The organism is Zobellia laminariae, assembly GCF_030553095.1.
In the GTDB taxonomy this organism is placed as follows: domain Bacteria; phylum Bacteroidota; class Bacteroidia; order Flavobacteriales; family Flavobacteriaceae; genus Zobellia; species Zobellia laminariae.
In genome coordinates, this window is sequence record NZ_CP130738.1 from 2,863,400 (window position 1) to 2,876,987 (window position 13,588).

General features: G+C 37.1%; 12 protein-coding genes, 2 tRNA genes and 2 pseudogenes. 10 read left to right on the top strand and 6 right to left on the bottom strand.

Features of this window, described 5'->3' with window-relative positions; translation table 11 throughout:
- The first annotated feature begins 184 nt into the window (after positions 1 to 184).
- On the top strand, positions 185 to 1,108 hold the full coding sequence (locus Q5W13_RS13705; protein ID WP_304443387.1) for an AraC family transcriptional regulator: 924 nt from the start codon (positions 185 to 187) through the stop codon (positions 1,106 to 1,108).
- Between the two features lie 2 nt (positions 1,109 to 1,110).
- Here Q5W13_RS13705 and cysS read toward each other — a convergent pair.
- Positions 1,111 to 2,588 (bottom strand): annotated as a pseudogene (cysS, locus tag Q5W13_RS13710) (cysteine--tRNA ligase).
- A 12-nt stretch (positions 2,589 to 2,600) separates the two neighbouring features.
- The gene (folE, locus tag Q5W13_RS13715) at positions 2,601 to 3,284 is read right to left on the bottom strand and encodes a GTP cyclohydrolase I FolE (RefSeq protein ID WP_155594497.1); all 684 of its coding nucleotides are present in this window, start codon (positions 3,282 to 3,284) and stop codon (positions 2,601 to 2,603) included.
- A 200-nt stretch (positions 3,285 to 3,484) separates the two neighbouring features.
- On the opposite strand from folE, the gene Q5W13_RS13720 reads away from it, so the two are divergent.
- From Q5W13_RS13720 to Q5W13_RS13740, 5 genes are all read left to right on the top strand, one after another.
- On the top strand, positions 3,485 to 3,739 hold the full coding sequence (locus Q5W13_RS13720) for a hypothetical protein (protein WP_304443388.1): 255 nt from the start codon (positions 3,485 to 3,487) through the stop codon (positions 3,737 to 3,739).
- Positions 3,740 to 3,954: 215 nt separating this feature from the next.
- Complete coding sequence (locus tag Q5W13_RS13725; RefSeq protein ID WP_304443389.1) at positions 3,955 to 4,944, top strand: FIDD domain-containing protein; 990 nt, start codon at positions 3,955 to 3,957, stop codon at positions 4,942 to 4,944.
- Positions 4,945 to 4,947: 3 nt separating this feature from the next.
- Complete coding sequence (locus Q5W13_RS13730; protein ID WP_304443390.1) at positions 4,948 to 5,289, top strand: T9SS type B sorting domain-containing protein; 342 nt, start codon at positions 4,948 to 4,950, stop codon at positions 5,287 to 5,289.
- 118 nt (positions 5,290 to 5,407) lie between these two features.
- A complete protein-coding gene (locus tag Q5W13_RS13735) occupies positions 5,408 to 5,815 on the top strand; it encodes a hypothetical protein (protein ID WP_304443391.1) in 408 nt (135 codons plus the stop codon).
- The gene (locus Q5W13_RS13740; protein ID WP_304443392.1) at positions 5,728 to 6,831 is read left to right on the top strand and encodes a T9SS type B sorting domain-containing protein; all 1,104 of its coding nucleotides are present in this window, start codon (positions 5,728 to 5,730) and stop codon (positions 6,829 to 6,831) included. Before Q5W13_RS13735 ends, Q5W13_RS13740 begins: the two co-directional genes overlap by 88 nt.
- A 50-nt stretch (positions 6,832 to 6,881) precedes the next feature.
- On the opposite strand, the gene Q5W13_RS13745 is transcribed toward Q5W13_RS13740, so the two are convergent.
- Genes Q5W13_RS13745 through Q5W13_RS13755 form a run of 3 tightly spaced genes read right to left on the bottom strand, consistent with a single transcriptional unit; the run spans position 6,882 to position 9,693 of the window.
- Complete coding sequence (locus Q5W13_RS13745; protein WP_304443393.1) at positions 6,882 to 8,102, bottom strand: OmpP1/FadL family transporter; 1,221 nt, start codon at positions 8,100 to 8,102, stop codon at positions 6,882 to 6,884.
- Complete coding sequence (locus tag Q5W13_RS13750; protein WP_304443394.1) at positions 8,053 to 8,391, bottom strand: hypothetical protein; 339 nt, start codon at positions 8,389 to 8,391, stop codon at positions 8,053 to 8,055. The genes Q5W13_RS13745 and Q5W13_RS13750 overlap by 50 nt, the downstream gene beginning before the upstream one ends.
- A gap of 39 nt (positions 8,392 to 8,430) precedes the next feature.
- On the bottom strand, positions 8,431 to 9,693 hold the full coding sequence (locus Q5W13_RS13755) for a hypothetical protein (protein WP_304443395.1): 1,263 nt from the start codon (positions 9,691 to 9,693) through the stop codon (positions 8,431 to 8,433).
- Positions 9,694 to 9,788: 95 nt separating this feature from the next.
- Between Q5W13_RS13755 and proS the strand changes: the two are divergent.
- The 4 genes and pseudogenes from proS to rpsT all read left to right on the top strand — a co-directional run bounded on the left by proS (position 9,789) and on the right by rpsT (position 11,878).
- A pseudogene (proS, locus tag Q5W13_RS13760) lies at positions 9,789 to 11,269 on the top strand (proline--tRNA ligase).
- 69 nt (positions 11,270 to 11,338) lie between these two features.
- A tRNA-Glu gene (locus Q5W13_RS13765) sits at positions 11,339 to 11,412 on the top strand.
- An 84-nt stretch (positions 11,413 to 11,496) separates the two neighbouring features.
- Positions 11,497 to 11,565 (top strand) — tRNA-OTHER (locus tag Q5W13_RS13770).
- 61 nt (positions 11,566 to 11,626) lie between these two features.
- Positions 11,627 to 11,878, top strand: coding sequence for a 30S ribosomal protein S20 (rpsT, locus tag Q5W13_RS13775; RefSeq protein WP_155594491.1), 252 nt, complete (start codon positions 11,627 to 11,629; stop codon positions 11,876 to 11,878).
- A gap of 813 nt (positions 11,879 to 12,691) precedes the next feature.
- Here rpsT and Q5W13_RS13780 read toward each other — a convergent pair.
- The gene (locus Q5W13_RS13780; protein ID WP_304443396.1) at positions 12,692 to 13,429 is read right to left on the bottom strand and encodes a hypothetical protein; all 738 of its coding nucleotides are present in this window, start codon (positions 13,427 to 13,429) and stop codon (positions 12,692 to 12,694) included.
- Positions 13,430 to 13,588 lie beyond the last annotated feature (159 nt).

The following is a 13,588-nucleotide window of genomic DNA, read 5'->3' on the forward strand; positions in this document are numbered from 1 at the left end:
TATACCTGTTTATCAGACGTATATAAATGGTTTTCTAAATGTAGTAGAGTTGAACCTAAAATGTCTGACCAATTCTACTATTAGCATGAACAATTCTATCATTCTTTAAGAAATTAGTATTTTAATAACAGTTGTTTTGTATATTTCTTAATAATTTACTTGTTAAATTGATACTTGATTGGTTATGGTAGAGTTGACTAATAAATTTCTCTCAAATAGAAAGTTGGAAACATTGGTGGAGAATCAAACCTCTTACACACTTAATAATGCCGCTTTACATGTATTTGAAACACACCAACAGGCAGACCGTGTAATATTAAAGTTTGACCAACCGGTATTGGCTAGTATGATAGAAGGAAAGAAAATAATGCATCTAAGGGATTATGAATCTTTTGATTTTTTACCTTATGAGTCTTTAGTGCTTCCTGCCAATGAAACTATGTGTATAGATTTTCCGGAAGCGATGCGAAAAAATCCAACGCGCTGTTTGGCATTGGCTATTTCTGAGGATAAGATAGATAAGGTATTGCAGCTTATGAATGAGAATATGCCCAAGCACGATAATAAGGAGTGGGGGTTAATGGATTACAATTTTCATTTTGTAAACGATGCGGGTATCTTCCAAATTCTACAACGTTTATTGTTCTTGTTTTCTGAAAACCATCCATCCAAAGATTTCTTTGTAGATAATATGTTGCGGGAACTTATCATTAGAATCTTGCAAACCAATGAACGTAAAATTTATTCAAGTTCTACGTTGCAACTAAATTCTAATAGTAGATTGGCTACGGTTATACGTTATATTAGAGAGCATCTCCATGAGCCTTTAAATATTGTAGAGTTAAGTAATAAAGCATGTTTGAGCCCCTCTCATTTTCATAGAGTCTTTAAAACTGAATTAGGAATCTCTCCTATAGAGTTCATTAACAACGAAAGAATAAAACTGGCCGTAGGTCTTCTTCAAGACCCTAAGCGGAGTATAAAGAATGTCTACTTACAATGTGGTTTTGAAAGCCGCTCGTATTTTAATAGAGTATTTAAGACACGCCAGCATCTATCGCCAAGTGAGTATCAGGCAAAAACAATGAATATTAGTAATCAGATGTAATCTTAGATGCTAAAAGTGGTTCCTTCTTTACCATCTTTTAGTTGAATGCCAAGTTCTGCCAACTGGTCGCGAATTTTATCCGAGGTCGCAAAATCTTTATTTTCCCGAGCATCTTTTCGCAATTGAATCAAAAGTTCTACAACACCAGAAAGCTTTCCGGAATCTTCAGAAGTACCTCCTTTTTGCTCTAGGCCTAAAATGTCAAAAATAAATGCATTTAAGGATTGGGTGAGTGTTTCTTTATCCCCAGCGGTAATGCTTTCTTTACCTTCTTTAATTAGGTTAACATGCTTAACCGCTTCAAAAAGGTTGGCAATTAGGATTGGGGTGTTGAAATCATCATTCATGGCATCGTAGCATTGCTGCTTCCATGCTTCCACGTCAAAATCACTACTTGTACCAGTCTCTAAAGCTTCTAAAGTTGAAAGCGTATCCATTAAGCGACTGAACCCTTTTTCAGAGGCTAATAGAGCATCGTTACTTAAATCTAGAATACTTGTGTAATGTGCCTGCATCATGAAAAAACGAACTACTGAAGGCGAAAAAGCCTTGCTCAGAATATCGTTTTCACCAGTAAAAATATCCATAAGGAAGAATGTTGTTCCCAGTAGATTTAGCCATTTTTTTACCATTCATTGTAAGCATATTGGCATGCATCCAATAACGTACGGGAGAATGTCCATAACAAGCTTCGGCCTGAGCTATTTCACATTCATGGTGTGGAAATTTAAGGTCCATACCGCCACCGTGAATATCAAAGGTCTCTCCTAAATATTTGGTACTCATTGCTGTACACTCTAGGTGCCAAAGGAAAACCATCTCCCCAAGGAGAAGGCCAGCGCATAATATGCTGTGGCTCGGCTTTTTTCCAAAGTGCAAAGTCTTGTGGGCTCTTTTTCTCATCTTGACCAGCCAACTCACGAGTATTGGCAATCATATCTTCTAATTTTCGTCCGCTCAATTTGCCATATTCATAGCTGTCATTGAACTTGGAAACGTCAAAATATACGGAACCGTTAACTTCGTAGGCAAATCCTTTTTCAAGAATATCCTTTATAATTTCTATTTGCTCAATAATATGCCCCGTAGCCGTAGGCTCTATACTTGGAGGTAAAAAATTGAACTGTTCTAGTATGTTATGAAAATCTATGGTGTAGCGTTGCACAACTTCCATAGGTTCTAGCTGCTCTAACCTTGCTTTCTTTGCAATTTTATCCTCGCCATCTTCTGCATCATCAACCAAGTGACCTGCATCTGTAATATTACGTACGTAGCGCACTTTGTAACCAAGATGTCTTAGGTACCTAAATATCATATCAAAAGACATGAAAGTACGGCAGTTTCCTAAGTGTACATTACTGTAAACTGTAGGGCCGCAGACGTACATGCCTATATGGCCTTCATTTAAAGGTTCAAATATTTCTTTTTTACCGGAAAGGGAATTGTAAATCTTTAACTGTTGGTTCTGATACAAATGCATGTTATGCTTGGGCTATTGAAATTTGGTATCTAATTTTATGTACTCTAAAAATTCGCGGCGTACGGAATCTTCTTTAAACTTACCGCCATACTCAGCTGTTACCGTGCTGCTTTCTATGTCGCGTATGCCTCTTGAGTTTACACAAAGGTGTTTAGCGTCAATTACACAGGCAACATCTTCAGTACCCATAACTTTTTGAAGTTCTCTAACAATCTGGATGTTCAAACGTTCTTGTACTTGTGGTCTTCTAGCATAATAATCTACCACACGGTTCATTTTTGAAAGACCAACAACCGTTCCGTTAGAGATGTAGGCAATGTGTGCACGACCTACTATTGGTAAAAGGTGATGTTCACATGTAGAATAGAGCGTAATGTTCTTTTCTACAAGCATCTCGCCGTATTTGTACTTGTTGCTAAAAACAGATGATTTTGGTTTTTTATCCGGGTTAAGCCCACCAAAAATCTCTTTTACGAACATTTTAGCAACTCTGTTAGGAGTTCCTTTAAGACTATCGTCATTCAGGTCTAGGCCTAATGTGAGCAATATCTCTCTAACATTATCTTGTATTTTTTCAATCTTTTCGTCATCGCTTAACACGAATGCGTCTTCACGTAAGGGTGTATCTTCCGATGCGGAAACGTGATCGTCTCCTAAATCTTCAAATTGCTTTTCCAAAGTACTATCAATTTTCATCTGCTTATATCTATTGGTATTTCTAATGCCCAATTCGTCTTAAAAAGTTTCGATACATTACACTTCGTGCCAAGTAAAACGAACTGCAAAGATATACATAATATGGCACTTTATGTTCTATAAGTCCTGATACACAACATAAATTGCTATTAACAAAAGTAAGGAGGTACTTTTATATTATATAAGTTCTAGCCCGTAAAATGAGTCGTTTTATAATCTTATGGTTTGTGTTATTCTTTTGGGGAATAAGTGTGGTTTCTGCACAAGTTTCTTCAGATTGTAGCAATGCTATACCTATCTGTAATAATACTCCTGTAAATGGAGGTACAACAGGTTTTGGTATAGATGATTTTAATAGTGCCGCGACTAGTGGCTGTTTAGAGCAGACTTTAAGTGGAGTAATAGAATCCAATTCCGCTTGGTACAGATTTAGAACTGGTGCCTCGGGGCATTAGGGTTTAATATTGGAATTGATACTTTAGAAGATTGGGATTTTGCTTTATATAAAACCAATGACTGCAATAATTTAGGTGAGCCCGTACGATGTAATTTTTTCGATAATCAAGATGAAAATACATTTGTTGGGGTAGGAGAGGACCCTTCTGGAAGTACGGAAAATGTTCAATATGAAACTTGGTTAGAAGTAACACTATAAGGTGAAGATTATTATTTGCTACTTAATAATTTCAGTAACAATAATTCTGGATTTTCCATACAGTTCTCGGGTCATATATTCGTTACCAACCCTTTTGATGCTTTAGATTGCTCTATTATAAATAATCTCCTTGGGCCTCCAATAGCGGCGTGCGAAAATGAAACCGTTATTTTAGATGCTACAACTGTGGACGCATTGTCTTATAGTTGGTTTATGGATTCGGGTAGTGGTTTTACGCTGTTGTCAGGTGAAACTGGTTCTACTTATGAAGTAAGTACATCTGCCAATTATAGGGTAGAGGTTGCTCGTTCCGCTGGAAATATTATTAGTGATGTTCAGGTCTTTTTCTCAACCATGCCAGTAGCAAATACAGTGTCTAATGATGCATCCTGTAGTGGCTTATCGGTTTATGACCTTACTAAAAAAGATAGTGAAGTTTTAGGTAGTCAAAGCGCAAATGAGTTTTTAGTTAGCTACCATCTAACTATGGCTGATGCAGTTGATGGTGCAAATGCTCTGCCCAAACAATACCCGACTCAATATGGTTCTCAAACTATTTATGTACGTCTTACTTCAATTAGCAATTCTAGATGTTTTGATGCTTCGCAGCAATTTCAACTGGTTAATTTAGAAACGCCTAGTTTAGATTTTTCTTCAGAAGCTTTTTTGTGCGAGGATAATGCAGGGATTACTATTGGTCTGGAAAATGGAAGTTCAAATTACACTTACCAGTGGGATTCTGGTGAAACAACGTCTAGTATAGTAGTATCCGTTGCTGGTGAATATAAACTGACCGCTACAAATACGCAATCTGGTTTAAGTTGCAGTGCTGCTAAAGTGGTTAATGTACTAACTTCAAGACCGCCGCAAATCATAGATATTGAAATTGAAGATCTTCGAAATAACAATACGGTTACTGTAATTACTGATAATTTGGAAGAATACGAATACCGATTAGACGATGGTGCTTATCAATCCGGTCATAAGTTTTATCAAGTAGAGTAAGGTATGCATACGGTATCCGTGAATAATCCAAAAGGATGTGGAGATGTTACAGAGGATATCGTTGTGGTAGGTTTTCCAAAGTTTTTTACACCAAACGGCGATAATTCTAATGATTATTGGAGTATTACCGGAGTAGAGCTATTGGATTCTCCTGTAATTACTATTTATAATCGTTTTGGAAAATTACTAGCTCAATTAGGCCCAACTAATTCTCAATGGGATGGTTCTTTTAATGGTAAGCTTTTGCCAGAATCCGATTACTGGTTTAAATTAACATACACCGCTGGAGATGGCCAAACTGTAACGGCCAAATATATTAATAATCACTTTTCTTTAAAGCGGTAGGGTTCGGAATCTATATTTTGATTAGGTATTTCATCGATAAACCGCCTAAAATTTACGTCTAACATACTAAAATAACGCTCTTTGAGTTATTTAATAGTATCGTTTTAGCCCCATACTTATGCGCTTTTTACTATCTATTGTCTGTGTATCTTTTTTCTTTAGCACAGAAATTCAAGCACAAAATTCAGCTGATTGCCGAACGGCCATTCCCGTATGTGCTGATGCACCCATTATGGGCTATGCAGATGGTTCGGGTGCAATAGATGACTTTGATCCAGAGGTGATAATTGAAACAGGCTGTCTTGAAAAAGGTAGTGTTAGTAGTGCTAATATTGAAAATAACACATCTTGGTTCGTATTTAGGGCCGGTACCGAAGGTCAGGTTGGGTTTGATTTAGAGGCGCTACCCGTTAGCGGTTCTGGAACTCCAACAGCTGAATGGGATTTGCCGTTTATGGCCCTGATGTTAGTTGTGTTGATATTAGTTCTGGAGCGGTTGAGCCTATACGATGTAACTACGAAGTAAATACTACAAGGTTTACAGGGCTAGGGGTTAACCCAGAAGATGGGAAAGTCGGTGTACCTTCTATCACTCAGAATTTGAATACGTATGATGAGTATTTAGATGTGTTGCCTTATGAGTTATATTATATTCTAATCAATAATTTCAATACTAATTTTGATGATGAAAGGGAGCCTTTTATGCTCACATTTACAGGAAACTCAGTGAAAGCTAACCAGAAGACGGCTCTTGACTGTACTTTGCGTGATGAGTTTTTAGGATTAGATATAACCGCTTGTGAAGGTGATCCAGATATTCCATTGATTGCATTGAATTCTCCGGCAGGTCCAAATTTCACGAATGTTGCTTGGACGGTAGATTATGATGACGATGGTGTAATTGACGCACCATTAGGTTCAGGTCCTTCTGCTACTGAGATTGCGGTATCAAGTCCTAATTCGGGCAGATATTATGTTGCTATAACTACAGATGAGGGAACTATAATTGAGGATGATATTCTTATAACTTATTATGGAATTCCTGTACTTGATCGTGTTGAAACGCTGAATTCCAACTTGTCATTAGATCCGGACATGAACAATATAGAAGTTTTTGTTGATGGCGATGGTGAGTATGAATACGCTATTAACGAAGGTGAATTTCAAGACGATGCTGTTTTTAACGATGTTCCTCCGGGCATTAATACCGTAGTTATTAATGATAAAAATGGATGCGGAACTACAGAGGCAATTGAATTTTTAGTGGTAGGTTATCCTAAATTTTTTACACCTAATAACGATGGTGCTAATGATACATGGAATATTAAGGGTATTGAAACCTTAACGGATCCGGTGGTATTTGTTTTTGACCGCTATGGTAAGCTCTTAGCGCAATTAAGTACAGGCACAGATTGGGATGGAACATTAAACGGAAATCTATTGCCTTCTTCTACGTATTGGTTTAGATTAGAATATGGTGAGCAAGAAAATAATATAGAGGTGGCTAAATTAACTAAGGCCCATTTTGCCTTAAAAAGATAAAAGTCCGGCATAAGCCAGACTTTTAAATCAATAATAATATGTGTGTTTCGTTAGAAATTCAAAGTATATCCTAAAGTAACATTTGTATTCACGTTGTTCAATAAGGCAGGAGTATTAATTCCTGTATCAAAGAAGTATTGAAGCACATCTTGTTCCGTACGGCTTACAGCTAAATCTAATCGGCTTCTGCCAAAATTATAACCTATACCGCCTGAGATTCCATTAAGGTCTCCAACGATATTTCCACTTTCATAAGGGCTTTGCTCGTAACGATATCCAGCTCTTAAGCTTACTCTTTTTATTCGGTATTCACCACCAACTCTAATAGAGGAAACACCACCTAAACTTTCTGAAATAAATATATTTTCATCGGCAAAACCAGAATCACTAGTAGGTCTTAACTCTGCATTAGACATATCTTGATAACCATAATCAAGACTTAAAAGTCCGCTTTTACCAAAAACAGCAGAAATACTTCCTATTACCTTTCCAGGTGTTTTTATTTGGTAATCAAAGATGTTTACATAATTAAGGTCGAAAAAATTGAAATCACTATCTTTATTTGGATAGTCAGAATCTATTCCTTGCGAGAAATTATCCGTTAAGCGGTACCATGTTGGTGATTGGTAACTAGCACCTACACGAATAACATCGTTTACCTTGGCAATAGCACCAAGACTTAGCGAAAAACCTGTGCCTTCAGTTTCTAAAAAATTATCAAATGCTACAAATCTAGATTCGCCTTCATTGGAATATGATTCATCAAACCTATTTAATCTTTCATAGCGAATGGTGTGAAAGTTTAGTGAAGCTCCAAAGTAAAAGTTATCTCCATATTGCGTAGCTCCGTTTATAGTAAACTTGCTATTATAACCAGAAATATTCTGGCGAAAATCTTGGTTTACGTTATTGTAATTAGCATTTGAGAAATAACTGGTATTGTCTTCTTCATCTAAAGTAGGCTCAATTATACCTGCCTGAAAACCTAAGAAAGCTTGCTGCCCTTTATAACCTAGGCCGTTAGTTGCGCCTATGTCTAAATAAGCGTCACCAATTCTTTCGTTGCCTTGTAATTTTAGAGGTTCTAGCCTAATGCCATCTGCATAGTCTAGAAAATAGTTGTCAATTCCTTCATTGCTTGACCCTTTTGTAAGAAGACGATCATCAAAATTTTGAACAACATCGTAGTTAAGAGCTAAAGATAATTTTCTCCATTTACTATCAGGGTTTGTGGATTTGAAAACAAACGCACCACCAATGGTTGATATCAAAATTGTTATTGGTAGAGTTGCTTAGTGTACCGTTGTAATCAGAATCTGTATTTCTGTTATAATTAGTTCCCGATATTGAGAATATCCCATTATTGAAAACAGCACTACCGGCAGGGTTGATGTTCAAGGCGGATAAATCACCACCTAAAGACCCAAATGCACCTCCCATAGCTTGAAAACGTGCCGAGCCTTGCAGGTTCTCTGTGCTGTAGCGTAATACATCATTTATATTTTGAGCACTTGCAATAGCACATGCAAACAGCCCTATGAATGTTATATATTTTCTCATTCCTAGCAATTTTAAAGTAAGTTACTTTTGATTTTGGACTTAGTTTCTACGACTTGACGACGACGACGATCTTGAACTTGATCCAGAAGATCTAGAGCTGGATCCAGAAGACCTGCTTGAACTACCAGAACTGTATGTTCCAGAATTTCTTGAAGAGCTTCCAGAGCTTCTATAAGTACCTCCGCTAGAGCTACTTCTGCTCGTTCCAGATGATCTAGAAGTACTTGTTCTAGGTGTTGTACTTCTGTATGTACCACCATTGCTCGTTCTTGTTCCGGAACTTCTATAGGTAGAAGAACGTGGAGTAGACGACCCGCTGCTTCTATACGTATTGCTACGTGAAGAGCTGTTATATTTTGGTGTAGCTCTTGTGCTTCTACTTGTTCTGTATGAACTATTTCTATCAACACCTACAGTTCTTCTTGATGCTGTCGAAGAACGGTTCGTGCCAGTGCTTCTTGAGCTACGTGCAGTTGTGCTTCCATTCGCATTAGATCTTGATCTAGTAGCAGAGTATCTAGGTGTAGATCTACTGCTTCTATTTACATTTGATCTAGATGCATATCTAGAATTGTTTCCTGAAATAGCATTGGTATTTCTGCTGTAACCTCTTCTACTGCGATTATATGCATAGTTTCGGTTTCTGTACGAGTAATTGTTGTATCCGTTGTAATAGCCATATGGAGGGCACCATGTTCCGTAACCACCCCAGCCAAAACCGTTGTAGCCTCCGTATCCAAATCCAAATCCGTAGCCACCCCAGCCCCAAGGGTTATATCTGTTTCTCCAAGGACTGTAAAAGCCACCATATCCGTAGCCGCCCCATCCATAAGAATTATATAACCATGGAGAGCCACAAGCAAAACCCCCGTAACCATTCCATCCATTATCATAAACATTGATTTCTACACCGGTCGCATTATCACCCCATCCTGCATGACCGGCATAATCATTGTCGTTATTATAATAATCGGTAAGCTCTCCGCCAGAAATACTATCCTGAGCCGTTCCGCTTGAATAAGAATCTACATCTGTGAAAATTTCACCATCTAGCATTTGGTCATATTGACCGGCTTGTTGTCCGAAATAGTCCGAATATGGTTCGTCATTAGCCTGAGCTTGTTGCTTGGCCTGTTGCGGTCTTGTCTGGCGCTCTACACTAACTTGATTGTCACTGGAATAAATTCCGTCATTATCATAATAAGAGGCTGATTGGTATGAGCCGCAAGACACTGCAACAATGCCAGTTAGGGTGCAAAGTGCAATGAGACGAATTTTACTGTGGGATGGTAAATGTATCATGGGTGCAATTTTTATTGTTGAACATAGTAAAAATAAGTAGTTTTACCCAATTATTTTCCTAACATAAGCACAAGTTTTGTGCCAAACTAAATATAATGGGTAAGAATTTGACTAAACGCAGCGAGGATTATTCCAAATGGTATAACGAACTCGTGGTAAAAGCTGACATGGCTGAAAATTCAGCTGTAAGAGGTTGCATGGTGATTAAACCTTACGGTTTTGCTATATGGGAAAAAATGCAAGCAGAACTAGATAGGATGTTCAAAGAAACAGGGCATGAGAATGCTTATTTCCCGCTATTTGTGCCCAAAAGTTTATTTGAGGCAGAAGAAAAAAATGCGGAAGGTTTTGCAAAAGAATGCGCAGTAGTCACTCATTATAGACTTCAGAATGATCCAGACAAACTATGGTAAATTAAGAGTTGACCCAAACGCTAAATTAGAAGAAGAACTAGTTGTGCGTCCAACCAGTGAAGCTATTATCTGGAATACGTTTAAAGGTTGGGTGCAATCATATAGAGATTTGCCTTTATTGATTAATCAATGGGCCAATGTAGTTCGTTGGGAAATGCGTACACGTTTGTTTCTTAGAACAGCAGAGTTTTTATGGCAAGAAGGCCATACGGCTCATGCTACTGAGGCAGAAGCAATAGATGAGGCTAAAACAATGAACGGGGTCTATGCTCAGTTTGCTGAAGAGTTTATGGCTATGCCTGTTATACAGGGGGTTAAAACTGAAAGCGAGCGTTTTGCCGGTGCAATAGAAACTTTTTGTATTGAAGCATTAATGCAAGATGGTAAAGCATTACAGGCAGGTACTTCTCACTTTTTAGGGCAAAACTTTGCTAAAGCGTTCGATGTTAAGTTTGCTACAAAAGAAGGAAAACAAGAGTACGTTTGGGCTACTTCTTGGGGGTTTCTACAAGATTGGTAGGAGCACTTATAATGAGCCATAGTGACGATAATGGTTTGGTATTGCCTCCAAAATTAGCGCCAATACAAGTGGTGATTGTGCCTATTTACAAAGGGATAGAGCAATTAGATGCTATTTCTGAAAAGGTTGGGCCATTGGTGAAAGAATTAAAAGCTAAAGGTATTTCAGTAAAATTTGATAATAGGGATACACATAAGCCTATGGTTTCAAATTCAATGAATATGAATTAAAAGGTGTTCCTGTTCGTTTGGCTATCGGTCAGCGTGATTTGGAAAACGGTACGTATGAAGTTGCCCGTAGAGATACTTTGGCCAAAGAGACCGTTCCTATGGATGATGTAGTAGCGAAAATTGAATTTCTATTAGAAGACATTCAAAAGAATATTTATCAGAAGGCACATGCTTTTAGAGAGGATAATATTACCGAAGTAGATACATACGAGGAGTTTAAGAAGGTTTTGGAAGAAAAAGGCGGGTTTATTTCTGCTCATTGGGATGGCACTAATGAAACCGAGGAAAAAATAAAAAATGAAACTAAGGCAACAATTCGCTGTATCCCCTTAGCTACTGAAAACAAAGAGGGGAAGTGTATTGTAACCGGAAAAACATCATCAAAAAGAGTACTTTTTGCAAAAGCTTATTAAAAAATATATGCTAACTATTGTGTTAGTAAAAAATAATTGTATTTTTGCATCCGCAATTGCGCAAAGTATGGTCCGTTCGTCTAGGGGTTAGGACGCCAAGGTTTTCATCCTGAGTAACAGGGGTTCGATTCCCCTACGGACTACAAAGTACAATTGAACGGTAGATGGGTTCTCAAGTAGAATTCGCGAAGTCTTAAGTTTAGTGTCGTACTTAGAGTGTATTTATTGGTCCGTTCGTCTAGGGGTTAGGACGCCAGGTTTTCATGGTAACAGGGGTTCGATTCCCCTACGGACTACAAAAGGTTCGATGAGCATTGGCGAAAAGGAATTTTTAAAAAATTAACAAGTTAGAAAAAGATGGCAAATCACAAGTCAGCATTAAAAAGAATCAGAAGAAACGAAGCAGTACGTTTACGTAACCGCTATCAACACAAAACTACTCGTAACGCTATTAAGAAATTACGTAGTGAAGAAAGTAAAAAAGATGCTGAAGCTTTGTTGCCTAGCATTGTTAGCATGATCGATAGATTGGCTAAGCGTAATATTATTCATAATAATAAAGCGGCAAACTTGAAGAGTAAATTAGCAAAGCACGTAGCTGCGTTGTAAGATTTATAAAATCTAAAAAAAGCCCTGATGTAATCTTACATCAGGGCTTTTTTTTGTGCCCATAAAGGAGTGAAATAGCTTTATTCTGGTAACCTTCTTCTCATTCGTAAAAAGCCGATTATAAAACATAAGTAGCTTACTATTATTAAGACAAAATGGATTCTTTTGACTATTGGAGGGTTTGGTGTTTCATGTATTGTATGGATATAACGTATTACCTTTATTGGAAGATAACCTGCATAAAAAACTATTAACCCGGTGCTTAACCAGAATAGAAGATTTTCTTTTGTTGTAAAAAATTTCTTGAGAGCAAAGAACTTTTTCAAGTATAAAATGGAACAATAAATAAGAAATAACCACCTGTTATATAGGAGTATACTTGTGGTAGTTTGCTAAAATCATCAATAAAAGCATTTGTGATACAGACTATCAAAAAGAAAATGGCTCCATATAAAATATTTCGCTTTTGTTTTAAATCTTCAATATAAAACCGAAATATATAATAGAAATAGAGGTAGAATACCAACATATAAATATTGTATATCAACCAATTATAGTTGTGGTAGGCGTCTGCCGAAATTAAACTAAATTCTTCGTAGCTATTTATTAAATAGCCTAAGAGTTCGTTTAATAAAGTGTAAAAAAATATAATAGGTAGATACTTAAGTCTTGAATCAAAGTATTTGGGATACTTATATAAAGACAAAAGCAACGTTACCCCATAGATGGGGATGTACGAGTTTTGTAAAAAATAATCTACGTTCTCCAAAAGATATCTATTCTGTTAGTAGTGACTATGGATTTGAACCTCCCTCATTCTTTGTGGTACTTCTTGGTGCATAAAAGGGTGCGCGTGATGAGGAGAAAAAGCCTTGGTAAAAACGAAGCTTCGTTTTTGGTGTTTGGAGATGTTTGGTTTCCTTCTTGGCCTTTTCTACGATTAAAGTTATCATCTAATAAAACAATTCTGCGCTTGCCATCTGCAGCATCATCGGTATAAAATATATGGTCAGCTCCATCTTTATTTACGGTAGGTGACATCATAATTGAATTTTGCCTTGGGTGTTGTACTGGTCTACCATCCTTATATTTTTTCTCATTGGCATAATTGGCAAAGTAAAATCTCATTGTGGTAAGTTCTTCACCTGATAACTTAGCTTCATTCTCAATATAAGCTAGGTATTCTTTTAAATCTTTATAATTATAAGATACATAACGGGCAACCTTAAATCTTTCTGGGTCTGCTTCTGCGTTATTTTCTTCTTTGGGGTTCTGAGCTTTTTGCTGATATAATTTTTTAGGGTCTCTTTGCTTTTTGTCTATAGCGTCTTCATACCCTTGAATGAGGTTTACGCGTCTATTTTCATAGTTAGCGTATAGTTTGTGAGCCTTTTCTGGGAGAATGATGCCATTGTCGTAAGTTTCGTTCAATACTGGCTCACAAGGGCAGTCTGGGCAAGGTTCTGGTTTGTCGTCTAGTCGACATCCTGTAAAAATTAATAAAAGAATTAGGGTCGCGCTAGTAAGCACGGATTTTCGCGAATTTTTCATGACATAAGTTTTTTAAAGTTCTACTTTGTTATACATGCAAAATTCGGGGGAAGAAAAATTTTTGCGCTATAAAGATATCCGAAAAAACGGATAAATAAGACGTGATTTACAGAATTCCTTAACCTTTAGACTATCAGCGTTGAGAAAAAGAGAAGGTTT